Genomic DNA, 23,797 nt, shown 5'->3' with positions numbered 1-23,797 from the left:
GCCCCCCAGCCAGACGAGATACCGGCTGGGGACGAGACAGGAGGATGGGCCCTGAAACGCGCCCACCCTCCCTCACCTCAATTGCTGCTGCATCCCGGCACGCCCGGCAACTTCGCGCCGGGCGCTTCCTGCCGAGGCTCGACCCGGAACGCGATCAGCAACTCATCGGCCTGATAGAGCGGATTGGTTGAACCCAGCGAGCCATCCGGGTTGTTCGGGTAGCGCGACCGGAAGCTGCGCAGGTCGAGATGGATGGAGCTGAACGGCGAAAGTCCCGTCGCCACCTGGGTTCCCGAATTCTGCCAGTACGTGTGCAGCGAACTCAGTACATCCTCGGGGAAACCCAGGATCATCTGCACCGTGGGTGCCAGATAGTCTGGCCGGACGAAACTGTACTCGTACAAATCGGCCGTCGTCGGGAAGGTCATCTCCGGCGAGAAGGTCGTCGACAGACTGAAAGGCAGGTAGCTATTGCTGGAGTTATGCACGAGATAGAAGGCCATGGTGTTGATGATGGGGGCCGACTGGGTGCACCCCAGTACCAGCGGGCCGCCTCCAGGCTGATAGATATGCGCTGGGTTCAATGTGATGACGGGGTCTTTGCCCGCGAGAATCTGGCTCCAGACGGCGGTGGCCATCTCGCTGCTCACCGTGGAGAACTCGCTGAAGGCGCCCTTGTCGACCCGGGGAATGCTGACGATGATTTCACTGACGGTCTTCGTCGGTCCCCGATCCCGCTCGTTCTTGAGATGGGTGTTGATCATCTCCGCCGCGTCCGCGGCCTTGGAAGAGAGGTCCACCAAGTCGGAACTGAGTGGGTTGTAGTCCGTAAGGGCCTTGAGCTTCGCCTTGTCCGCATCAACGAAGCTCATCTTGAGTTCATGGTGGCGCAGCTTCATGACGGGCTCCACCAGACGCGTCATGATGTCATTCAGCTTGCCCAGTTCACCGCGCAACGCTGAACCATCCAGGTTGCGCAGCGCCCATATGGGCTCCAACGCCAGCAACCGGGACTTCCCTTGAGCCAGGGTGTAGTTCTTCGCCAGCGCCTTCAACTCCAGATTCAGTGAACGCATCTGCCGCTCGATGTTGACGAGTTCCACCTCACGCTCGATGGCAACGATGTCATAGGCCAACCAGGTCTCGAAGAGGTTGCGCAGGCTCTCCGAGTAGGTCGACAGGTTGCTGCACGCGCAGCTCTGGCCTGCGGGGCAGTCGAGCACACACTGGGCATAGACCTGGTTGTAGGCAGTGTTGCGCAACAGCATGGCCTGGCTCGGAAGCAGGCGGCCCTGAGCCACGTACATCTCGGCATCGTCCCGAAGCATCTTCTCAGCCGAAGCCATGGCACGGAAGATGTTCCGAGCAGCAGTGGCCTCGGACTGCAGATGCGCCACCTTCAACGTCAGCGCCGAAGGATTCACCGTGCCACAGCTAGGGTCGGACAGGTCATTCACGACGAAGTAGAGGTCCGAGGCGTTGTCCACGAGCACCGAGGTGTTCGGCGCCCGAACGACTTGGACGGACAGGATGCTCGAGGCGGGGATCGAGGATGGACTCGGCGCCGCCTGATGCGAGGTGCGAACCAACAGCAAACTGCCCGCTGGCTGATTCGGGAAGGGCGTACGCTTGGCGCGCAATCCTCGCGACAAGGTCAATGTGGACCTGGACTCCGAACCTTCCCCATTCGTATTGCTATCGGTCTTGTTCCAGGTGTCGCCCATATCGAAGCCCCCGCAAGCCTCGGCCTTCGCGGAGAATCCCAATAGCTCCGAGATCACGGCGATGGGCTTGGCGAAAGACAAGCCCGCGCACACCTTGGCGCTCGCCGTCCAATTCTCGTACTTCCCATTGGCGGTGACCGTCTGGATGCCTTCCGCATAGTAATTGCCCTCCGCGGTGGTCACGGTGAAGCCTTCCGGACCCGTCATTGCGGCGGTCAGGTTCTCGGTCACGGGCTTCACCTTGCTGCCATTGAAGCCCGTGGTCTGGCTCAGGGCACACGTAGGCGACCACTCGCCGGAGACCTGGATGTTGACGATGTCTCCCTCCTGAGCATCGAGCTTGAAGGGAAGGCCAGACGAGGGAACCACCACGGTCGCAAGGTTGGACACGCCCCCCAGCCCGTTATAGGTCGCATGCGCGGCGGAGATCGACAGCGATCGCTCGACCTTGACCACGTCCCGTCCTTCCGAGGCCACGCCGGCGTTCAGCAACTCGAAGCCTTTCATGAACCCGCCATGGCGGACATCGTCGATGGCTTGACTTCCGCGCAGACCATCCAGGTCCTTGCTGAGATTCACAGTCTGCGCGTAGAGCACATCCGTCTGGGCGCTGATGTTGGTCAGATCCTGCTGGCTAGCGAGCTGGGATAACAATCCTTCCACCAGCGACTTGCGATCAAACTTATAAGCATCCCTGCGCGCGCGAATGGCCGCGACCTGCACGTCCACCTGGGTATTGATGTTGACCTGCTTCTGGGCATCGAGCCCCACTTCCAGCCGATGGGCGTCACTGAGCACGAAGAGCGCGTTGGTATCGTAACCCGCTACTCGCGCCCGAGCGGTCTTCAGCAAGGAGGTGAAGGCCGTGGCGGTCGCGGGCAGCGCATCGGGGGAACGGGTGAACCAGGCATCCTTGTCGTAGGGAGCATTGCCCAATCCCAGCGCAACCTTTGCCGCCGACTGGAAGATGCCGTGCCGGTCCCGAATGTTCGTGAACACCCCTACCCACTTCTCATCGAGGCGCTCGGCGCTGAGCATCTGGCTGATGGCCGACAACTCCGCGTCCAGAGCATCCGGATCATGCATCGATCCCAGCAATCCCCAGAGCTGCCGGGTCTTCGATCGGAGCGACGTGCATGACATGAAGCGGCAACTCATGTCGTGCAGAAGGGTCACATCCTCAAGGCGCCGCCGGACTCCCTCCAAGGCATCCCCCATCACGTAGAGCACGAGATCTCCGGTCAGAGGAGGAGCTGGGTTGGAAGCACTCGCGAACGTGGCACGCAAGACCTGGCGTTCCGCGCGCAGTCCTCGGTCCAGAATACCCAGGCGGATGGCCTCGGCCTGCGCATCCTGCTCACTCGTCGTACCGCCGGTGATGGTTTGACCGATCTCCGCATCAATATAGACGATGTTCCAGAAGTGCTTGAACAGCTCATTGATACGGATCGTCAGCGCGTCGTCCGGCACAGAGGGAGGAAAAACCTGCGCGCGCGCTGGCGTGTACCAGGTCTGGATGACCTTGAGCTTCCCATGCAACTCGTCGCTGCGCGCGAGATCCTCGGCCTCACTGTTGCCCAGGGGAGTCGACAACCGCCCCACATATTTCATCAGGATTCCCATGGAAACATCCAGGTAGGCTTCGCGATACAGGTCCACGTCGGCGCTCGAGCAGGAGGACAGCGCCAGATCGGCCACGTAGTTGGCCGTTGTGGAAAAACAGGTGTCGAAGATCGTGGGAAGGACAGTCGTGGGCACGTGCTCGAACCGCATCTTCTCGCACATGGCGAACGTCTCCTTGACGTAGCCCGGAACCAAGCAGGAAGCCGTCACTGGCGCCGTCCAGGCCGAGCCACACTGGCTCGTCAGGGTGGACTTGCTCATGTAGAGGGTGGTCACTTGGTCTCGCTGCTGGATGGACAGTGCGTCCGAGCGCGTTTCGAACAACAACTTCAGGTGGTGAACGAGTTGCCCTTCCAGCGCCCCACGCGCCGCCGCACTCAATCCCAGGGAGTTGAGCCGGTTGAGTTGAGTCCACAGGCACTGGAACTTGTCTTGGGGATTCGAGAGATGCTCGCACGTCAGGCAGTGGGTACTCTTGAGTTCCAGAGGAAGAACGATACCGTTCAAGGAGTTCCACGCCTGGAGAGTCTGCGACTCCTGCTTGATCTGGTCGACCGAGCGGCCGGGAGCAGACAGGATAGGTCCTGCAGAGGCACCGCACGACCCCGCAGGCGCCTCGCCAAAACTGGGATGGCGACAGGTGCCGTATACATTGTCGTACTCGTATTCATCCGGGCGGCATTGACGAACGGAACAACGACTGTCGCTGACCCGCTCTACGATCGGCATGCCGTGGAGGATATAGGAGCATTCGAACGGCCTGCCATCCCGGTCATCCGGCCACGGCCCGTTCGTCAGCGTGTAATCCGAAGCCCCCACCCTTGCGGCGTGCGCGCTCGCAGCGGCGTAGCACGAGGAAGGTGTGAAGAAATAGTGATACTCGTCATAGCAGTGCTGATATTCACAGCGGGGAGTATCACACCCGCAAATCTGTTCGGCATAGCCAAAGTATGGCTCGAGGACCGCGAAATGCGGCTCGTCATGGTAGCCCGTGACAACATCGCACGACTCGTAACACGTCTTCGGCCGGGGAACGCGCCCCGTCACCGGACAGTGAGAGTCATTGGATTTCTGATTGTAACATTTGAGCAACCATTCCTGAGGGCCCCCGCAGGCATTCGAGTCAGGTGAAGTTCCCGTCGGCCACGAGAGCGACTCGGCCGTACAAGCGGAACTCACCACGGATTGCTCGCTTTGACTTGGTTGATTCTCGGCCTCGGTAGCATCAACGGAACCACAACCCGCGAGCCACAGGACACATCCAACCCACCACAACCACTGACCGCGTTTCACGAAACGTCCCCCTCACGAACATCCACGGAGGGAGTGCCTCATTGATCGAGGCCGACCTATTCCCCCCCGGGAATCACCAAAACGGTCGCGGGAGATACAGCAGTCACAGGTGAAGAAGAATGCCCTTGGAGTGTGAAATTTTCACACTTACACGAGATTCATCTATTGAACTGATTCAGCCTTCTAATGGAAAAACCGGTCGAATCTCTCCACTCTCAAACATGGAGAAAGCCATGCCGCACAGTCAGGGCAGACGAGAAATCCAGGTCTGCCCACCTGCTCAGGCGAATAACTCCAGCAGGTCGTCCCGGGTGATGGTCGTGGCCGCGGAGGCCTCCGCTCAGGGCCGCCTCGAACAGGGCGCGCTTCTTCTCCGAGTGGCACCCACCCGGCGTGGAGCCCGCGCACCTGGACGTGCCACCCGGCCGTCCCCGGTTCGAGGTGTACCCCTCCGCGCCGGGTGGAGCTCTACATGACGGTCGTGGGCATCCTGACGCAGTTCGTGACCGTCCTCTTCCTCTTCCGGGGAGGAGCGCTGTCCTTCCCCGTGAAGCTCGCGTTCACCGCCTGGTTCCTCGCCTCACTGGGAGGGCACGGGGGCATCCTGGAAGGACGCCCCTGGGCGCGGTGGGTGGAAGCCGTGAGGCTCGCGGGGGTGCCCCTCGCGCTGGCGGCGCTCTAACTGAAGAAATGGAAGACCAGCCCTTCTGGATCGGCCTCTCGCCCGATGGCCCCCCTCGCCTTTTTCGCGAGGACGTACCCACCCAGGCCGACAGAAGCATCAATCTCGTAGAGGACCAGTTCACCCGCCAGGACGGCTCTCGTGCTGGTCGACGGAAATTCCAGCTCCTGACACCGCTCTCGCGTTCCCTCGCGCGAAGCGGACCAGACGTACAAGTCGAGCAGGACGTTCTGCTCGCGAAACGGCCCCAGTTCCAGGTCCTCCACGCCCAGGAACTCCAGGAAGGCGGCCGCGCCATCGGGCATCCGCAGCCGCAACGTCAGCTTCTTCGCTTCCCGGTGGTTCTCCACCGCCACCACTTCCGAGTCATGCACGGTCAGACGAGATGCACTCACAAGGTCTCTCCCTGCTGGAGCGGACGCCCAGGTTGCCGCGACGGATTCGGCGCCTGAGGTGATTCATAGGTCCAATCATGGACGTGCGGATCTCCCGCTCCATGATCATGTCCATAATCAATATCCTTCACCGGTTTGCCTTGAGAATCATACCGGCGCTGCTGTTGCAGCTCACCGGTCTGGGGATTTCGTTTCTCGAGGACGCCATCGGCGGGACCCACATCCCCATTGCGCCCCTCGGGCAGACGGTTCTTCGTTCTCGTCCCAGCGGGCTGGGTATTACGTCCGGGCGCTTGCTTCTGCGGAGCCGATCCACCCCCCGCCCCCGCCTTGTTGGACATCTGCATCACTTCAAAGCCCTTGCGGACATCCGCCACGCCATCGGTGGAGATCGCCGCCCCGAGCCCAATCACCACCACGCCAGTGGCCGCGGCCGGCACGCCCACGACCGCGCCCACACCCGTGGCGCTCGCGGCGCCACCACCACCGACCATTCCAGCACCGGACATCATCGTCCCGATGCCTTGGATCGTCTCGACGATCCCCCCCGCCGTCATGGCGGCCGCATAACCCACATAGAAGTGCTCGTGCTGCTCCTGTGGCACCGGCAACAGAGAACCCGCGGGGAGCAACGCCGCGGTGGTCCCCATGGCCAGGCCCTGGAAGAACTCCTTCGCCCCCTTGCCGCTGGGATCGTCGTAGCGCAGCGGGTTGTTCCGGGCGTAGCCGTACAGGTTGCATTCCACGGGACTCGTCACGCACCGCTCCGGCTCCTCCAGGAAGAGCGGATCCGACGTGAGGAAGCGGTTGATGGACGGGTCGTAGTCGCGCACGCCCATGCGCACGAGCCCCAGGTCCGCGTCGTAGCCCTTCTGCACGTAGTCCACGACGGCGGCATTGTCCGGATGCACGCTCCGGTGACCGAAGGGCGAGGCCAACCGCGCCGTGCCATCCTGGTCCGCCATGAGCGAACCCCTCATGTCCGCGGCGAGCAACTGGAAGGAACCGCCCCGCACGAGGCCCACCAGTTGCCCAGCGAATCTGAACGGCTCGGTGAGGTCATTCGCGTCCAGGTAGCCACCGCTCTCCAGATAGGCCGCCACGGGGATACCGCCCTCGAACTTCATCAGGCGCTGACCCGCCTCGTCGTACAGGTAGCCCCACTCGCTCGTGCCCCGAGTGGCGCGCGCGAGGTGGCCATTGGGCCCGTACTCGAACGTCAGGTCCCCCTTGGTGATGGTGCGTCCGAGCGCGTCGAAGGTGTACGTCGTGCCGCCCGCTGTGAGTGAGCCACTGCCCGCGATGAGATCGCGATGTCCATTCGCATCCTCGACACTCAGGGGGAGGCCCGCGCCGTCGAACGTGTACGAGTAGGCGTTCTCCGCGTCCTGGGCATGGGTGAGGAAGCCCTGCGCCGAGTAGTCATAGAACCGCAGCAGGTTCTTGCCGCCGACGACCAGGGACTCCCGCGCCAGGAAGCCTCGCGCGTCGAGCCGCTGAGCGGAGGAGGCATTCCATCCCGCCACCGCCGTCTGCGCCAGGGACAACCGGCGGCGGGTCAGCGGATCGTACCCGAGTTGGATCTGGTCACCCGTGTTGAAGGACGCCCACGAGGCCTGACCGTTCCCGTCGTAGCCGAAGGTGGCCAGCGAAACGCCATTGCGCAGCACCTCGCTCAACCGGCCATGGGCATCCCACCGCTGTTGCGTGGTGGAGGTGGACAGCACCGAGCCGTCCGCCTCCCGCACGGTGGTGGACGACCACGTCGGCTCTCCATCGGCCGCGTATTGGAATTGAGACTCCACGGTACGCCAGCCATCCAGGCGCAACGTGAACAGGGAGAGCTTGCCATCCGCGCGGTGGTCGAACGTCTTGAGGTAGCCATCCCCCTGCACCGCCGACAGGGCGCCCAGGTGCGTGCGCCTGCTCGGCATGCCCGGAAGCGCTCCGTCGTAGAAGAAGCGGTAGCTCTGGGTCGTCCCGTGGATGAGGTCCGTGTGCAGTTCCACTGACCTGCGCCCGATGGCGTCGTACGTCCACGTCTCCGAGCGCTGGGGCACTCCCTGGGCCGAGTAGAAGACGCGGCTGCTCAGGAGCCCGGTGATGGGCGCGTAGTGATAGACAATCGAGGACAGCCCCTCGCGCGTCACCTGTGTCACCCGGCCATACGCATCATGGGTGACGCCATGGTGCTTGCCATCCGGCAGCAACACACCGCGCAGGCGGCCGAGCATGTCCCGCTCGAACTGGTAGGTGGTGCCATCCGGTTGTTCCCGGCGCACCACCTCCCGCGAGCCATTACGCCACACCCGGGTCCGCCAGGTGCCATTCTCCAGCGATTCGCTCCGCACCAGGCCCGCGTCCAGGCCGAGGCTCGACACCACCTGCCGCTCCACATCCGCGTGGAGCTTGGACAGCGCCTCCACTTCATGGCCAAAGCCCGCGGCGCGTCGGATGCCCACGGACTGCAAGCCCGTGTGCAGTTGCTGGTAGGTGACCGTCCCCGGGACGGTGCTCGCCGGCTCCGTGGGGCGGTTGTAGTCGCGCGTCTCCAGGAGACCCGGGTGGAACGTGGTCACGCCCTCGAAGGCCCACCCCTCGGGAATGCGCTGGGCGGTCGCCACCTGCCTTCCCGCCGCCGTGCTCCACTCCACCGATTGCCGCCGCGCTCCGGACAGGGCCTCCACCAGCGTGGTGATATTCACCATCGCGGGCCGCTGAACGGTCGCGAATTGGTAGGCGAAGCTCAGCGCCGGGTTGGACTCCGTCGCGCCCCCCAGGCTGTCCCACTGCTTCTGGAGCCGTTCCTGCCCGTCATAGCGGAAGGACTGCGTATAGGACTGGGGCCCGTGCTGGTTGGACAGCACGCGGATGGCGTCCGTGAGGGGATCGCGCTCGGTCACTTCCACCACGGAGCCGTCCGGAGACGTCACCTTGCGGAGCAGGAAGCTGCCGGGCTCCATCTCGAAGAACGTGGTGCCGCGGCCAGGCACCGACACGCTCTCCACGGCGAAGTCCGAGCGGTACACCACCTCCTGCAACGTGAGCAGGCCGTCCTCACCCACGCTCTGCACCCGCTGAACCAGGCCCACCGCGTTGCGCGTCAGCCAGGCCTCATGGTGGAAGTTGAACGCGGACTGGGGGTGCTGCCCGGAGAGGATGAGCCGATCCTCCAGACAGTGCAGGTGCCGCGAGAGCCCCGGCACCACGGCGCGCCGGCGCTCGGTGGTGAGCGTGCCCTGCGCCGTATGGCGCACCGTGCGCGACGGGCACAGCTCGGAGTCGTCATAGGCCGGGTACTCCGTGAACTCCTCCGACACGAGAGGCCCGTCCACTGTCTGCTGCGTATACCCCGAGCGCTCCTCCTTGAGCCGCCGCCAGGGCAATCCCTGGAAGAAGACGAGGTCGAAACTCCGGGTCGAATAGCGGCCAATGCCCGGCGTGCGCGCGTCGGACTCGAACGACGACACGGAGAGTCCCACGGACGTATCGTCGTTGATGAACCCCACCTGCTCGACGAGCGACGGGGCCTGACGCACCACCTGGTCGAAGCCCAGCAGGTGCAGCCCCTTGGAGTGCACGCGCCCACCGGAGTACTGGTACGTGTACGTCACGGGGTCCGCACCCGACGAGTCGACCACCAGCTTCTTGAGCACCGTGGCGCGTTGGCGTACGCCCGCTTCCGCCGGGGCCCGGCCGTACTCGAAACTCAGCACGGTGCCCTTGCCATCGTCGGCCGTGCGCAGCAGCCCCGTCTCCGCCGCGTTGAGCGCCACCGACTGCGTCATTCCCTGGAAGGCCTCCACCACCGCCACTTCCGTGTCCCCGCTGCCCGTCACGTCCACCACCATGGGGTAGCTGGCGACGAGCCCCAGCAACGTGCGCAGCGCGGGCACCCGGATGTAGCGAAAGCGCGTGCCGTCATTGATGAAGATGAACACCAGCGAGTCCTGCGCGATGAGCGCATCGGACACGCCGTCCTTGTTCACGTCGACGAAGTGGATTTGGTAGCTCGACAAGTCTCCCAGCAGCGCCCCATCCGCGTAGAAGGACATGAGGACGGCCTCGGGCGCGAACTCATGTCCTCCTCGGCCGAACCACACCGCCAGGCCCGGGTCGAAGTACGCGACGATGTCCAGCAGCCCATCGCCATTCATGTCATGCAGCCACGTCTTCTCCGGCAGGAACTGCGGCGAGAGCGCGCGGCGGATGGGCGCCCCGAAGGAATACCCCGCCGCCGTACTGGTGTTGGGCAGCACCTGGTAGCCCCCGCTGAAGACCTCGATGAAGTCCGGGCGTTTATCTCCATCCAGGTCCACCAGACGGTTGTTCGGCCCGGACTCCAGATTGCCCGGCAGCTCGGCGGTGTGGACGGCGACCCCGTCGCGCTCGCACACCGTGAGCCGGGTGGTGCTGGAGGACGTCACGCCGTAGCGCAGATCGAGCACCCGGTAGGCCGTGTCCTCGGGCCGCAGCTTCATCAGGTGCCGCACGGGGTTCTCGGCCGAGGGAGCCCAGCGGCACGCCGAATGGACGGGACCGCTCGCGGCCGGCAGCGACTCCAGGGTGAAGCCCGTGGGGCCCTGCACCGCCAGGACGTTGCTCTCATGGTGCTCGAGGTCGACCAGCCCGTCCTCGTTGACGTCGATGGGCGCCGTGCGCGTCGGGTAGAGGGCATCCCAGCCCAACTGCGCCGCCACGGAATCGAACTGGGGCACGTAGCGGAACTGCGCGGACGTCAACCGCGTGGTCCCCGTGTTGTAGGTGTAGCGAACGGGCGGCTCGGACTCACCCGAGGCGAACACCCGGACGACGTCCTTCAAGAAGAACGCCGGGCTGAGGGCTTCCTGTTGATAGGTGAGGTCATAATGCCAGCGCTCGCGCAGCACGCTCGACGCATGGCTCCGGCCCGACACCACCACCTTCTGGACGCGCCGGTCGAGCACCAGGGCCTGGGAGGAGCGCCAGTCGGAGAAGGGCACCGGAACCGGCGCGTAGACAAACTCCACCTGGTACTGCGTGTTATTGCCCACGCCGCCAAAGGACACCGTCTTGAGGAAGAGACGGCCCGAGGCGTTGGCTTCGTAAGCAAGGGACGTGCGCCATCCGGTCGCCGTCACCACCTCGGTGAGGTGCCAGGAATAAGTCCCCCGCGCGTTCTGGACCCGGGCCGCGCCTCCGAACACCTGCCGGGTGCCATCGGGCAGATAGGCCACGAAGCCATCCGCGGTGGCCGCGACGCGCACGCCCGTGCTCAGGCCGCGCGGGTACCAATCCCCATCCGTGCCTTGGACGAGCTCACCCCAGGGGCCCGTGAGCCCATCCGTGGCGTAGTCCAGCGAGCCCACGGCGCGGAAGCGGGTCAGCGCGAGCGTGGCCTGCCAGCCCATGCCCCACTCGGAGATGCCCTGATCCACCGAGTACTGGGGGAAGATGGGGGCGAGCAGGGGACCCTGGTCCGAGGGAACCGCGAAGGGAGACTCCAGGGTGTACCCCCCCCGGCTGAGGTCCGACGCGGAGAAGGCAACCCCGGCGAGTGAACCGACGAGCGAGCCGCGCTGTGGCACCGCCAGCCCGGGAGGCTGAATCAGGGAGTCCGCGAAGGGATGGGCCGCATGGGCGGGGACGGCGAGAGCCGTGGCCAGACAGACCACGAGCGGGAACAGGATTCGGAGTGGAAGGGAGGACACGGAAGGGGCTTGGGAGAAGAGGACGGCGCCAGGGTGAGGCATGGCAATTCACCATGTCTTCCCTGGCGGCGCTGTGAAGTGGATCACTCCGCCCGAACGCTCCCGCGCCGCGGCCCTGACGAACCGTCAGGCGAACAGTTCCAGCAGGTCGTCGCGGGTGATGGCCGTGGCCGCCGAGGCCTCGCTCAGGGCCGCCTCGAACAGGGCGCGCTTCTTCTCCTGGAGCCCGAGGATGCGCTCCTCCACCGTACCCTGGGACACCAGCCGGTACACCATCACCGGCCGCTCCTGTCCGATGCGGTGGGCCCGGTCCGCCGCCTGCGCCTCCGCCGCCGGGTTCCACCACGGGTCCATCAGGAACACGTGGTCCGCCGCCGTGAGGTTCAAACCCGTTCCGCCCGCCTTGAGCGACATGAGCAGCACCGGAGCGCCATTCTCTCCCTGGAAGCGCTCGGTGATTTCCCCTCGGTTCGTCGTCGTGCCGTCCAACCGGTCGAAGGCGATGCCCGCCGCCTTCAGATGCGGCTCGATGAGATCCAACAGCGACGTCCACTGCGAGAACACCAGCGCCTTGTGGCCGTCCGACACCGCCGTGTCGAGCGCGTCCACGAGCATCTGCACCTTCGACGAATTGGCCGCGCGCTGTCCCGGCACGAGCGCCGGATGGCACGCCGCCTGGCGCAACCGCAGCAGGGCCTCCAACGCCTTGAGCACGCTGCCGCCCTCGTTCAGGAGCGCCACCACCTCCGCGCGCGTCGCCGCCATCACCGCGTCGTAGACGGAGCGCTCGCGCTCATCCATCGACACGTGCATGACGGACTCGGTGCGCGGCGGCAACTCCGGCGCGACCTCGCGCTTGAGCCGGCGCAACACGAAGGGACGGATGCGCCGGCGCAACCCCTCGGCCGCGCCCTTCTGCCCGTCCGTGATGGGCCGGGCCACCTTCTCCTCGAACTGGCGGCGCGCCCCGAGCAGCCCCGGGTTGGTGAAGTGCATGAGGCTCCACAGTTCCTCCAGCCGGTTCTCCAGCGGCGTGCCGCTCAAGGCCAGACGAAAGTTCGCCTTGAGGCCAAACGCCGCGCGCGCCGCCTGGCTCTCCGGATTCTTGATGGCCTGGGCCTCGTCCAGCACCACCGTCTCCCAAGTGCGCGCCGAGAGCACCGTCGAGTCCAGCCGCAGCAGCGCATACGTGGTGAGTGTCACATCGGCGGACTCGTCCAGGGCGCGGCCGGGCCCGTGGTACACGTTCACCTTGAGCGAGGGGCGGAAGCGCTTGAGCTCCGCGGCCCAGTTGGGCAGCACGCTCGTGGGACAGACGACGAGCGAGCGCGCGCCCAGGACGCAGATCGTCTGGAGCGTCTTTCCCAGACCCATGTCGTCCGCCAGGATGCCGCCGAGCCCCGCGCTCTTGAGGAAGCCCAGCCAGCTCACGCCCTGCAACTGGTAGGAGCGCGGCGTGGCGGTGAGGTCCCCGGGCAGTACCGGCGCGGGCAGCTTCTCGAAGCCCTCGACCAGGGGCGCCAGCTTGTCCAACCCCGGAGGCGGCGGCTGCTCCAATGTCTCGCACAGCGCCTTGAGCTCGGGCAGGGCGAAGCTCGCCACCTTGCCATCCGCCTGCCGCGCCGCCAGCAGATCCGCGACGCGCGCGCCATTCTTGTCGAGCCACGCCCGGGGCAGCGGCGCCCACCCTCCGCCCTCGAGGGGCACCAGCCCCAGTCCCTCGTTCCACGCGCGCACCACCGCCGCCGCGTCCACCGTCCTCGGGCCGCCCTTCATGCCCTCCACCTGGAAGTCGAGCGTGAAGCGCACCTCGGGCATGCCCGCCCCCGCGTCGGTGGACTCCACCCGGAGCGACGGCACGAGCCGCGTGTCCGGGCTCACCACGCCCGAGCCATCTCCCGTCAGGTCTCCCCGCCAACGCCGCAGCTTGTCCGCCCAGCGCACCATCTCCTGGCCCTGCACCATCACCCGCCGTCCCGGCACCAGGTTCAGCTCGTCGCGCAGTTGGTGGATGAGCTTCTGCTCGGCCACCTCGTCCCGCAGGGGCACCGAGCCGCGCAGGTACGTCATGCGGCCGTTGTCGATGCGCACCGCCGGCGGCGCGCCATAGACGAGCGTGGGGAACACGGACAGGCCGGACTCCAACTGCTGCAACTCCACCAGGATGCGCGGCTTGAGGTCTCGATCGATCGACGGCAGCCGCTTGCTGCGCATGTCGATGGGCATGCGCCGGGCCAGCTCCGGGAGCACCTTCGAGGAGATCTCCCCGATCTGCTCGGCCGGGTAGGAGCGCGTGCTGGGCAGGTTCTGCAACCACACGCCCGTCACCGAGGTCTCCCCCAGCCGGGCCAGCGCATCCGCGCAGACGGCGACGCCCGGGCTCACCACGTCGGTGATGCGCGGATCCTTCGCCACGGTGATGACGATCTGCCCGCCCCGGTCCTCCACGAGCGCGCGCGGATAGACGATTTCATCCGACACGGCCACGGGTTGCCCATCGAGCAGGACGTTGCGGGCGGGCTCCAGCACCTTGAGCAGGGCCTCCAGACGCTCGGGCGGCAGCGCGCCCCGGGTGCGCTTCTCCAGGAGCCGGTCCGCGAGCAGGTCCGACTGCTCGACCTGGAGCTTGGCGGCGCGGGCGGGTTTGGCCAGCACCAAGGCCAGGCTCTCGTCCAGGGGCTCCGTCGTCCCGTCCGCGTGGGCGATGTGCCGATGGAGCTCCAACCCGCCCTCCACGCGCGAGAAGCGGTACACCACCCGGGACCAGCGCGTGGCGGCCACCTCCATGGGCGCGTCCTGCTTCTCCGCCTGCTGCACGGCGATGGCCGCGGCCACCACGTGCTCGCACGGGTCCACCTGGCTCGGACAGTCACACTCCCAGACGTCGTCTCCCGGATAGAGCGACACGGTGAGGGCCACGGTGCGTCCAGGGGCCTTCACCCGAAGCTGGAGCTCCTTGTCCGTGCGCTTCTGGAGCGCGACGGCTCCGGAGCGGGCCAGGTTCACCCCGACGGTCCAGATGCCAGGGCGGGCTTCCTTCCGAACAGCTTCCTGCAATTGAGCGAGCGCGGACATGGGACGTGCTCCCTACGCCCGCCGAACGCCCCGCGCAATGGTCCTCCCGAGCGAGCGAGCGCCGGTCGACTACCCGGCTCGGGTGAAGGTGTACTCGTGGCGGAACTTGAAGGCCTCTCCCGGCAACTGGGTCTCCCGCAGGAGCTGGTAGCGCTCGCGATTCACGGTCAGCTTGAGGCGGACCGCCACCTCCTGGCCGTCCTCCACCCCCTGGCCGGAGAGGGAGAACACCCCCTCCCCCTTCTGACGCAAGGCGAGGAGATTCGCGTCGTCCGAGAACCGATAGACGGAGCGCGAGCCGTCCCGGCCCGACACGACGGTCATCGTGCGCTCCGTGGAGTCGATGCTCACGGTGGATTCCTCCCGCACCGTCTTCATGGGCCCGTCCTCGTAGAGGTAGACGAAGCGCATGGATGTCCCATCGCGGCTGGGAATGACCTCGAGCCGGGTGGGCAGCCAGACCCGGTCCTCGCTCGTGAAGTCGCGGTACTCCAGGGTGCCCGTCCACCGGCCCAGGAAGGGCTTGTGGGCGCGCATGGCCTCCATGGCCTTCCGGGTGGGTGCTTCCGGAGGCGTCGACGGGGAGGTGGTCGAGGACTCGACCGGAGGCACCACTCCGAAGGGAGAGGTGCACGCCAGGGTCGACAGCAGACAGGACAGAGGCAGGAAGGAGAGGCGCATGGTCCGGACTCCTACCAAGCCCTGGGTCCGGGATGCACCCCCGACGAGCCCCCGACTCAAGGCGTCATCACGACCTTGATGCACTCATCCTTCTTCTCACGGAACATCTTGTAGCCCTGGGCCGCCTCCGACAGTTTCAGGCGGTGGGTGATGACGAAGGACGGATCGATCTCGCCCGTCTCCACCTTCTCCAGCAGGGGCTTCAGGTAGCGGTGCACGTGCGTCTGACCCATCTTCATGGTCAGTCCCTTGTTCATGGCCGCGCCGAACGGAATCTTGTCGAGCAACCCCACGTACACACCCGGGATGGAAACGGTGCCCCCCTTGCGGCACGCCATGATGGCCTGACGCAGCACGTGCGGGCGATCCGTGCCCAGGTGGGCGGCCACCTTGACCGTGTCCACCACCGCGTCGAGGCTGCCCGTCGAGTGGGCCTCGGTGCCCACCGCGTCGATGCAGCGATCCGGACCCCGGCCCTTGGTCATCCGCAACAGCCGGTCGTGAACGTCCACGTTGTCGAAGTTGAGCGTCTCCGCCTTGCCCGACGCCTCCGCCATTCGCAGGCGCTCGGGCACGCGGTCGATGGCGATGACCCGCCCGGCGCCCAGCATCCAGGCGCTCTTGATGGCGAACTGGCCCACGGGACCACAGCCCCATACCGCCACGGTGTCGCCCTGCTCGATGCCACAGTTCTCCGCCGCCATGTAGCCCGTGGGGTAGATGTCGGACAGGAAGAGCACCTGCTCATCCTTGAGCCCCGAGGGGACCTTCAACGGGCCCACGTCGGCGAAGGGCACTCGCACGTATTCGGCCTGACCGCCCGCGAATCCACCGAGCATGTGCGAATAGCCAAACATGCCCGCGGGAGATTGCCCCATCGCCTTCGCCGCGATCTCCCAGTTCGGATTGGAGGTGTCGCAACAGGAGAACAGGCCCTTCTGACAGAAGAAACACTCGCCACAGGAGATGGTGAACGGAACGACGACCCGGTCGCCGACCTTGAGGTTCATGACGCCCGAGCCCACCTCGACGACCTCGCCCATGAACTCATGGCCCAGGACATCGCCGGACTTCATGGTCGGCATGAAGCCATCCATGAGGTGCAGGTCGGAACCGCAAATGGCCGTGGTCGTCACCTTGATGATGGCATCGCGAGGATGCTGGATCCTCGGATCCACGACCGTATCCACGCGGACGTCGTTCTTGCCGTGCCAGCAAAGCGCTTTCATGTGCTCCCCTGTCCTTGTCTCGGAACGAGGGCCAGAACGGCCCACCGCCCGACACGCTGGGCTAGAGGTGTGCACTCGGACGACACGGGCAACGACCGTCGTGTCCAGAGCCTCCCTGCTCGGTTGCGTTAGACGCCTGACAAGAAGGAGAAAACCCAGACCTATTGGGAAGGATGGACGCTTCCCCCCCGAGCGAGGAAGGACACTCCCCCGTATGGCGGGCGCGACGTAGCCCCCTCCGTTCATATCCGGCCGAATCCGCTTCACTCCATGGCGGCCCGCACGGTCTCCGCCACCTTGCGCAAATCCGCCTCGAAGTGCGATCGGGCCTGCGCGCGAGCCCGTTCGTCCGGCATGCGCAAGAGCGCCGAGGGGTGGAACGTCGCCATCCAAGCCGGAGCCCACGGCGTCTCGAACACCTGCCCCCGGCTCAGGTTGATGCGAAAGCCCGGGCCCAGGAAGGACTGCGCCGCCGTGGCGCCCAGACAGACAATCATCCTCGGCTTCACCTGCGCGACCTCGGCCTCCAGCCATGCCTTGCACGCGAGCACCTCGCGCCGGCCAGGTTTGGCGTGCAGCCGCTGCTTCTCGTCCCCCATCCACCCGAAGTGTTTCACCGCGTTGGTGACGTAGAGTTCCTGGCGGTTCAATCCCACTTGCGCGAGCACGTCATCCAGGAGTTGCCCCGCCGGGCCGATGAAGGGCCGCCCCTCCCGGTCCTCGGTGTCTCCGGGCTGCTCCCCCACCAGCATCACCCGCGCCCCCACGGGCCCCTCGCCGAAGACCGTCCGCGTGGCGCGCTCGTGCAGGGGACACGCCTTGCACCCCTGCGCCGCCCGGGCGAGCGAGGCGAGATCCCGGTGCTCGGGCAGGTAGAGGCTCGCGTCGGACACCTCGATGCGCGGACGCACCATCCTCGCCGTGCGCTCGGGCGCGCCGCGCACCAGCTCCGGAATCAGCCGGGCCTCGGGCAGCGTCGCCCAGTGCTTCTGGGGCATCTCCGCGCGCATGGCCCGCACGTTGAGCCGTGCCGGGTTGAAGGTGGAGGCGTAGTACGTGCTCCACATCTCCTCCAAGGCATCCCCCTCTGGAGCCTCCGAGCGCGGCACGCCGGGCCCATAGGAGAGCTTTTCCAGGTCCCACGACACGCTCGCGTCCGGGGTGAGGATGCTCCAGCGCATGGAGGGAAAACGCCGCGCGAAGAAGGGCGCCACGTGGCGCACGATGAGGTGATCCGGCCGATGCCACGCGATGAAGTACTCCTCGCCCTCCCGCTCCACCTTCCGGAAACGCACGAAGGCCTTCATCTTGTGCGCATCGCGCTGCACGGCCTTGGCGAGCGTGTGCAGGCGGTACACGTCCTCGTCGCTCACCACCTCCAGCAACTTCCGCTCGCCGTGGGTGAGCCGCCACAGCACCCGGTACAGGGAGCCCCAGCGCTCGGGCGCGCGGTGGCAGGCCACCCGCTCCGCCAGGTCCAGGAAGGCCGGGGGCACGGACAGCCCCGCCACGGGAGCGCTCCGAGGCGGCGCGTCCACCGTCAGGAGCGAGGACTGCCGCTCCCGTTCCTCGGAGAAGAGCACCTGGTCCGGCGACACGCCGCGCACGAGCAGGCCCCGCGCCGCCTCGCGGAAGGACGTCAGGTCCGCCACCTCCACCCGCATCAGAGTTCTCCCGAGCGCGCTTCCTGGGCGGCGGTGAACAGGGACAACTGCGTGGGCGCGGGCTTCACCTTCTCGACGAGCCGGGACGAATCCAAGAGCAGCGTGGGCCGGTGGTCCGCCGTCACGATGAAGGGCTTCACGCGCGTGAGGGGCACCCGCAGCCGCGCCAGGTCCGCGAGGGTAATGCGGTGCCACCGGCGGATGCGCAGCAGCCGGTCCACCGTGCGCACGCCCATGCCCGGCACGCGCAACAGGCTCTCGCGCGGGGCCCGGTTCACGTCCACGGGGAATGACTCGCGGCGGCGCAGCGCCCACGCGAGCTTGGGGTCCAGCTCCAGGGACAAGTCCGGGTGCTCGGGCGGCGCGAGCTCATCCACCCGGAAGCCATAGAAGCGCAGGAGCCAATCCGCCTGGTACAGCCGGTGCTCGCGCACGAGCGGCGGGGACTTCGCCGGCAGCCGCGCGTCCACGAGCGGAATGGGGCTGTAGGCCGAGTAGTACACCCGCTTGAGCTTGAAGCGTGTGTACAGCCGGCTCGCCGTGTCGAGGATGGCCGCGTCCGGCGTGGGCGTGGCGCCGACGATCATCTGCGTGCTCTGGCCCGCGGGGGCGAACTTCGGGGCCTTGGGGCTCTCCTCGCGCTCGGCCTTCGCCTGCTCCACGCGCGTGGAGATCTCCTTCATCGTCTCGCCGGTGACGGCGAAGCTCTTCTCCGGCGCGAGCTTCTTCAAGTCGCCTTCCGTGGGCAGCTCGATGTTGGCGCTCAGGCGGTCCGCGTGCCGCCCCGCCTCGTCGATGAGTTCCTTGGACGCGCCCGGTACCGCCTTGAGGTGGATGTAGCCCTGGAAGCCGTGTACCTCGCGCAGGGTGCGCGCCACCTCGATGAGCTGCTCCATCGTGTAGTCCGGGCTCTTGATGACGCCGGAGCTGAGGAACAGGCCCTCGATGTAGTTGCGCTTGTAGAAGTCGAGCGTGAGTTGCACCACCTCCGCGGGTGTGAAGCGTGCCCGGGCCGTGTCGCTGGAGATGCGGTTGATGCAATACTGGCAATCGTAGATGCAGAAATTGGTGAGCAATATCTTCAGCAAGGACACACATCGGCCATCCGGCGTGTAGCTGTGGCAGATGCCCATGCCCTCCACGCTGCCCAGGCCCTCTTTTGAAGCCTTGCGTTTGCCACCACTGCTCGAACACGAGGCGTCGTACTTGGCGGCATCGGCGAGGATTTCCAGCTTCTTGCGCACATCCATGGGCGAAGTCTAACCACCCCCACCGACGTGGGACGCCATGGAGCACTCCCAGCTTTTCCCTCGAAAACGAAGTATTGTTGGTGAGTGCCCGGCGGGTCTCCGGGGGATCATCCAGACACGGGCTCAACGCACCGCGTCTTGAACGAGTCAGCCAGCAATCCCCTCGCCTGGGCAGCTTGCACGGCAGGCGAGCGGGTGCTTTCATGCCGCGCCAGAGGGGGACTTGCACATCATTGTCTGTATGTCTTCCCTCATGACCGCACCCCCACCCCCGAGGTTCGCATGTCGTCGACTGTCTATGAAGCGCCGGGTCAGAAGGGCAGCAAGGTTCAGTACCTGCCGCGGTATGGCAACTACATTGGAGGGGAGTTCGTTCCGCCCGTAAAGGGACAGTATTTCGAGAACATCAGCCCCGTCACCGGCCGGCCCTTCTGCGAGGTCCCCCGCTCCACCGCCGAGGACGTGGAGAAGGCGCTCGACGCCGCCCACAAGGCCAAGGGCCCCTGGGGCCGCACCTCGCCCACCGCCCGCGCGGACATCCTCCTGAAGATCGCCGACCGGATGCAGGCGAACCTGGAAATGCTCGCCGTCTCCGAGACGTGGGACAACGGCAAGCCCGTCCGTGAAACGCTCGCCGCGGACCTGCCGCTCGCCATCGACCATTTCCGCTACTTCGCCGGCTGCCTGCGCGCCCAGGAGGGCAGCCTGTCGGAGCTCGACGAGCACACCGTCGCCTACCACTTCCACGAGCCGCTCGGCGTGGTGGGGCAGATCATCCCCTGGAACTTCCCCCTGCTCATGGCGGCGTGGAAGATGGCGCCCGCGCTCGCCGCCGGCAATTGCATCGTCCTCAAGCCCGCCGAGCAGACGCCCGTCACCATCCTCAAGTTCGCCGAGCTGGTGGGCGACCTGTTGCCCCCCGGCGTGCTCAACATCGTGAATGGCTTTGGCATCGAGGCCGGCAAGCCGCTCGCGAGCAACAAGCGCATCGCGAAGATCGCCTTCACGGGTGAGACGACCACGGGCCGCCTCATCATGCAGTACGCGAGCGAGAACCTCATCCCGGTGACGCTGGAGCTGGGCGGCAAGTCGCCCAACGTCTTCTTCGCGGACGTGTTCTCCAAGGACGACGACTTCGCCCAGAAGGTGCTCGAGGGCTTCTCCATGTTCGCGCTCAACCAGGGCGAGGTGTGTACCTGCCCCTCGCGCGCGCTCGTCCAGGAGAGCATGTACGAGGAGTTCATGCAGAAGGCCATCGCGCGCACCAAGAAGATCGTCCAGGGCAACCCGCTCGACACGGCGACGCAGATTGGCGCGCAGGCCTCCAACGATCAGTTGGAGAAGATCCTCTCGTACATCGACATCGGCAAGCAGGAGGGCGCCAAGGTGCTGCTCGGCGGCCAGCGCGCGCGCCTGTCCGGGGCGCTCTCGGAGGGCTACTACGTGGAGCCCACCATCTTCGAGGGCCACAACCGCATGCGCGTCTTCCAGGAGGAGATCTTCGGCCCGGTGGTGTCGGTGGCGAAGTTCAAGGACCTGGACGACGCGCTGGCACTCGCCAATGACACGCTCTATGGCCTGGGCGCGGGTGTGTGGTCGCGCGACACCAACACCGCCTACCGCATGGGCCGCGCCATCCAGGCGGGCCGCGTGTGGGTGAACTGCTACCACCTCTACCCGGCGCACGCGGCGTTCGGCGGCTACAAGCAGTCGGGCATCGGCCGCGAGACGCACAAGATGATGCTCTCGCACTACCAGCAGACGAAGAACATGCTCGTCAGCTACGACCCCAAGCCCATGGGTTTCTTCTAATGACCATCGAGCGCGTCACCGTCACGCCCGTCGCCGAGGACCTGCTGCGCAAGCTGCAAGGCATTCACGGCCCCCTGATGTTCCATCAGTCCGGGGGGTGTTGTGATGGCAGCGCGCCCATGTGCTACCCGCGCGGGGACTTCAAGCTGGGCCAGGAGGACGTGTACCTGGGCACCATCGTGGACACGCCGTTCTATATGGGCGGCGCCCAGTTCGAGTACTGGCAGCACACGCACCTCACCGTGGACGTGGTGAAGGGGCGGGGCAGTGGCTTCTCCGTGGAAGCGCCCGAGGGGGTGCGCTTCCTCATCCGCTCACGGGTCTTCACGGATGAGGAGTACGAGGCGTTGAAGCACGAGGGGCCGCCTCCGCGAGGGCCCCAGCCGAGCTGAGCAACCCAGGTTCCGAGCCGGGGAGGAAAAGGGCCCCGGCTCGGCCCACTCAGTGGAAGTGGTAGACGAAGCGGACCGTCCAGGACCAATCCGCCTCGGTGCTCCCCGGTTTCCAGATCGCATCCGCGGTCACGGTGAACCTCCGCCCCGTGGACTGCAGCTTGAACCTGGCCTCGGGATGGGAGGTCGTCCCCGTCGGGTGGGTCTCGTTGAGGGTGTAGGCGCCAGACAGCGCCATCTTCATCGAGTACTCATCCTGGTGGACCGCGTTCCACTCCAACCCCGCCGCGGTGACCAGCTTGCGGGAGTCCAGTGGGTCGAGTGGGAAATCCCTCCGCGAGCCATTGACCTTCACCGAGGCGTCCAAGGTGTTGGTGCGCGTGGAGGTATTCGGTCCCGTCGAGAATTTGTACCGCAGTTCACCTCCCAGCTCCGTCACGAGTCCCCTGATGTACTCGTGAGGCTGGGAGGGCTCCTCGGCGACCGCCTGCGTGCCACTCGCGTTCAGGGACAGGGAGGCGGATCCCACCGAGAGCCGGGACTCGGCTCCCAACCGATAGAGGTTGCTCCCCGAGGTCGGCTCCCAGCTTTGATTCATGGACCCGCCCAGCTTCGCGGACATCCTGTTCGTCTTGGAATAGAGGCTCGCTCCCACACCAGGGATGTCTCCAATCCGGACCAGCTTCTGTTCCTTGGAATGGACGTCCTTGACCAACAGATCCGGGGAGAGCCGCTGACGCAGAAGCAGGTCACGCAGCTCGTAGGTGGTGTAGTGCGCACAAGTCATCGCACAGAACCACAGGCACCCATCGTCGAAGCCGTTGGCCATCAAGGCCGTCTTGTCTGCATTGGGAGCGATCCGCCGATGATTGAACCATTCTCCCGACACGGCGACGCCCACTCCCAACCCAGTGAACTCCTTCGCCGATGGATCGGTGAAGAGATTGCCCGAACTCTTCATCCTCACCTGCAGCTGGACCTCATTCGCCTGCGTGGGCAGACCTCCGGCCCTCGGGAGCGGACTTTTGTAACTGACTTTTTCAAGCAGGGAATTGGTGACACCCAGGGCCTTTTCATCCCACTCCGTGGCCGTACCGTTCACCAACCGGCGTCCCATTGAATAGACGAGGTAGCCCCCTCCCACGGCGAACGGGAGGAAGGCCGTCTTTCCCAGGAAACTCCCGCTCCACAACCGCCTGGCGAAGATGATGCTTTTTTTCTTGTACCCCTCCAGACGAACCCGAGTCTGGGCAAAGGTCTCCTCGTTTTCCTTTTGGATGGGCCCGAGGATGTACTTGAGGCTTTTCAAATCATCGACACCCACCTGGCTACCGTCCACTTGCAACTGCGTGTAGAACGCCATGAAGGCATCGAAGTCGGCATAGCCCAGGTTGACCCAGAACTTCTTGTTGTCGATGAGCCCAGCCCAAGCGGAGTCCTTGTCGGGAGAGGGCGGAGCCGAATCGGGAAGGGCGCGCTTGCTCGCCTTTTCAATGGGTCCGATCTCGAGGAGCGCCAGCGTGTCCCCATCCAGAACGCCCGTGGCGACCTTCTTCATCGAGGTCTGGAAGGACTTGAGCGCATCGACCGTGTTCGAACCAAATTTCGATTCGCGTGGGAACCACGTCTTCTGCTTCGGCTCGAGAATCCGGCGGCCGACCTGGAGCAGTTTCTGGACATACCGCACCGCGGGACCGCGGCTCCCCAACCCCAGTCGAAGGTCACCCTCGCGAAGTTGGTTGATCTCTTGTTCCTTGAATACCAGCCGATCCCTGGCCATCGACTCGAGGATCCGGCCGGTCCGTTCCGCGCCGTCCTTGCCTGGCAGCGTCAAGGCTCCCTGTCCGAGGCTCTTGAGCAGCACGCCCTCATCCTTCACCGCCGACCCCATCATCATCAACCGCGAGAAGGTGTCGATGCCGATCGCCAGGACGAAATCCAGCAGGGCGATCTTGCTCTCCCTGAACAACAAGTCGAACACGACCCCCAGGGATCTGCTCGCCGCGTCCAGGGCGTCGACGGCCTGCTTGAGGAATTGAGGAGACAGGTCGTCATCCAGGTGCTCCATGCGGCAGAAGGCCTCCAGGAGGGCTGGATTGATGCCAGCATCGACGAGTCGCGAGATGAGAGGCCCCACGTCGTTGGTCTGGTTTTTATTCCCCATGCACCAGACCTTATTGACGCACTCGGAGTGCGTCAAACCTCGGTGGGGAGTTTGTCTGAAACGGGGATCACACACCAAACCCGCTCTGTAAGGATAATCGGCTTCTGCCTGCATATGGGAAGC

The 23,797-nt window shown here is 65.6% G+C and carries 12 protein-coding genes; 3 read left to right on the top strand and 9 right to left on the bottom strand.

The genetic code is table 11. From position 1 onward, the window contains the following. Positions 1-77: 77 nt before the first annotated feature. Complete coding sequence (locus tag MEBOL_RS18865) at positions 78-4,394, bottom strand: hypothetical protein (protein ID WP_218920926.1); 4,317 nt, start codon at positions 4,392-4,394, stop codon at positions 78-80. A gap of 718 nt (positions 4,395-5,112) precedes the next feature. On the opposite strand from MEBOL_RS18865, the gene MEBOL_RS18860 reads away from it, so the two are divergent. Beyond that, positions 5,113-5,322: a hypothetical protein gene (locus MEBOL_RS18860; protein WP_157775210.1), complete on the top strand. Its 210-nt coding sequence runs from the start codon at positions 5,113-5,115 to the stop codon at positions 5,320-5,322. Here the strand turns inward: MEBOL_RS18860 and MEBOL_RS18855 are convergent. From MEBOL_RS18855 to MEBOL_RS18825, 7 genes are all read right to left on the bottom strand, one after another. Next, positions 5,319-5,717 carry a hypothetical protein gene (locus MEBOL_RS18855; RefSeq protein ID WP_157775206.1) on the bottom strand — a complete coding sequence of 133 codons (399 nt, stop codon included), beginning with the start codon at positions 5,715-5,717 and terminating at the stop codon, positions 5,319-5,321. The two genes, MEBOL_RS18860 and MEBOL_RS18855, sit on opposite strands and share 4 nt — an antisense overlap. Continuing rightward, complete coding sequence (locus MEBOL_RS18850) at positions 5,714-11,449, bottom strand: RHS repeat-associated core domain-containing protein (RefSeq protein WP_095978740.1); 5,736 nt, start codon at positions 11,447-11,449, stop codon at positions 5,714-5,716. Before MEBOL_RS18850 ends, MEBOL_RS18855 begins: the two co-directional genes overlap by 4 nt. A gap of 84 nt (positions 11,450-11,533) precedes the next feature. Next, positions 11,534-14,482 carry a DEAD/DEAH box helicase gene (locus MEBOL_RS18845; protein WP_095978739.1) on the bottom strand — a complete coding sequence of 983 codons (2,949 nt, stop codon included), beginning with the start codon at positions 14,480-14,482 and terminating at the stop codon, positions 11,534-11,536. 69 nt (positions 14,483-14,551) lie between these two features. Continuing rightward, positions 14,552-15,163, bottom strand: a complete 612-nt coding sequence (locus tag MEBOL_RS18840; RefSeq protein ID WP_095978738.1) for a hypothetical protein — start codon at positions 15,161-15,163, stop codon at positions 14,552-14,554. Positions 15,164-15,219: 56 nt separating this feature from the next. Then, the gene (locus tag MEBOL_RS18835; RefSeq protein ID WP_095978737.1) at positions 15,220-16,392 is read right to left on the bottom strand and encodes a zinc-dependent alcohol dehydrogenase; all 1,173 of its coding nucleotides are present in this window, start codon (positions 16,390-16,392) and stop codon (positions 15,220-15,222) included. Positions 16,393-16,655: 263 nt separating this feature from the next. Next, positions 16,656-18,056 (bottom strand): UdgX family uracil-DNA binding protein, encoded by a 1,401-nt coding sequence (locus MEBOL_RS18830; protein WP_095978736.1) that lies wholly within the window; start codon positions 18,054-18,056, stop codon positions 16,656-16,658. Beyond that, positions 18,056-19,306, bottom strand: a complete 1,251-nt coding sequence (locus tag MEBOL_RS18825; RefSeq protein WP_095978735.1) for a putative DNA modification/repair radical SAM protein — start codon at positions 19,304-19,306, stop codon at positions 18,056-18,058. The genes MEBOL_RS18830 and MEBOL_RS18825 overlap by 1 nt, the downstream gene beginning before the upstream one ends. A gap of 282 nt (positions 19,307-19,588) precedes the next feature. Between MEBOL_RS18825 and adh the strand changes: the two genes are divergently transcribed. Next, entirely contained in the window at positions 19,589-21,118 is a 1,530-nt protein-coding gene (adh, locus tag MEBOL_RS18820; RefSeq protein ID WP_095978734.1) for an aldehyde dehydrogenase, read from the top strand. Next, entirely contained in the window at positions 21,118-21,510 is a 393-nt protein-coding gene (locus MEBOL_RS18815; RefSeq protein ID WP_095978733.1) for a DUF779 domain-containing protein, read from the top strand. Before adh ends, MEBOL_RS18815 begins: the two co-directional genes overlap by 1 nt. Positions 21,511-21,559: 49 nt before the next feature. Here MEBOL_RS18815 and MEBOL_RS18810 read toward each other — a convergent pair whose 3' ends face one another. Continuing rightward, positions 21,560-23,674 carry a peptidoglycan-binding domain-containing protein gene (locus MEBOL_RS18810; protein ID WP_157775203.1) on the bottom strand — a complete coding sequence of 705 codons (2,115 nt, stop codon included), beginning with the start codon at positions 23,672-23,674 and terminating at the stop codon, positions 21,560-21,562. Between the last annotated feature and the right edge of the window lie 123 nt (positions 23,675-23,797).

This window comes from Melittangium boletus DSM 14713 (genome assembly GCF_002305855.1).
GTDB classification, from domain to species: Bacteria; Myxococcota; Myxococcia; order Myxococcales; family Myxococcaceae; genus Cystobacter; species Cystobacter boletus.
Note: the sequence above shows the minus strand (reverse complement) of the source record. Positions and strands in the feature narration are given on the sequence as shown.

Bases quoted from the DNA above. Each gene is read 5' to 3' on its own strand.
- MEBOL_RS18825 (WP_095978735.1), bottom strand. From the start codon at position 19,306: ATGGATGTGCGCAAGAAGCTGGAAATCCTCGCCGATGCCGCCAAGTAC.
- MEBOL_RS18835 (WP_095978737.1), bottom strand. From the start codon at position 16,392: ATGAAAGCGCTTTGCTGGCACGGCAAGAACGACGTCCGCGTGGATACG.
- adh (WP_095978734.1), top strand. From the start codon at position 19,589: ATGTCGTCGACTGTCTATGAAGCGCCGGGTCAGAAGGGCAGCAAGGTT.
- MEBOL_RS18815 (WP_095978733.1), top strand. From the start codon at position 21,118: ATGACCATCGAGCGCGTCACCGTCACGCCCGTCGCCGAGGACCTGCTG.
- MEBOL_RS18810 (WP_157775203.1), bottom strand. From the start codon at position 23,674: ATGGGGAATAAAAACCAGACCAACGACGTGGGGCCTCTCATCTCGCGA.
- MEBOL_RS18845 (WP_095978739.1), bottom strand. From the start codon at position 14,482: ATGTCCGCGCTCGCTCAATTGCAGGAAGCTGTTCGGAAGGAAGCCCGC.
- MEBOL_RS18860 (WP_157775210.1), top strand. From the start codon at position 5,113: ATGACGGTCGTGGGCATCCTGACGCAGTTCGTGACCGTCCTCTTCCTC.
- MEBOL_RS18830 (WP_095978736.1), bottom strand. From the start codon at position 18,056: ATGCGGGTGGAGGTGGCGGACCTGACGTCCTTCCGCGAGGCGGCGCGG.
- MEBOL_RS18850 (WP_095978740.1), bottom strand. From the start codon at position 11,449: ATGCCTCACCCTGGCGCCGTCCTCTTCTCCCAAGCCCCTTCCGTGTCC.
- MEBOL_RS18840 (WP_095978738.1), bottom strand. From the start codon at position 15,163: ATGCGCCTCTCCTTCCTGCCTCTGTCCTGTCTGCTGTCGACCCTGGCG.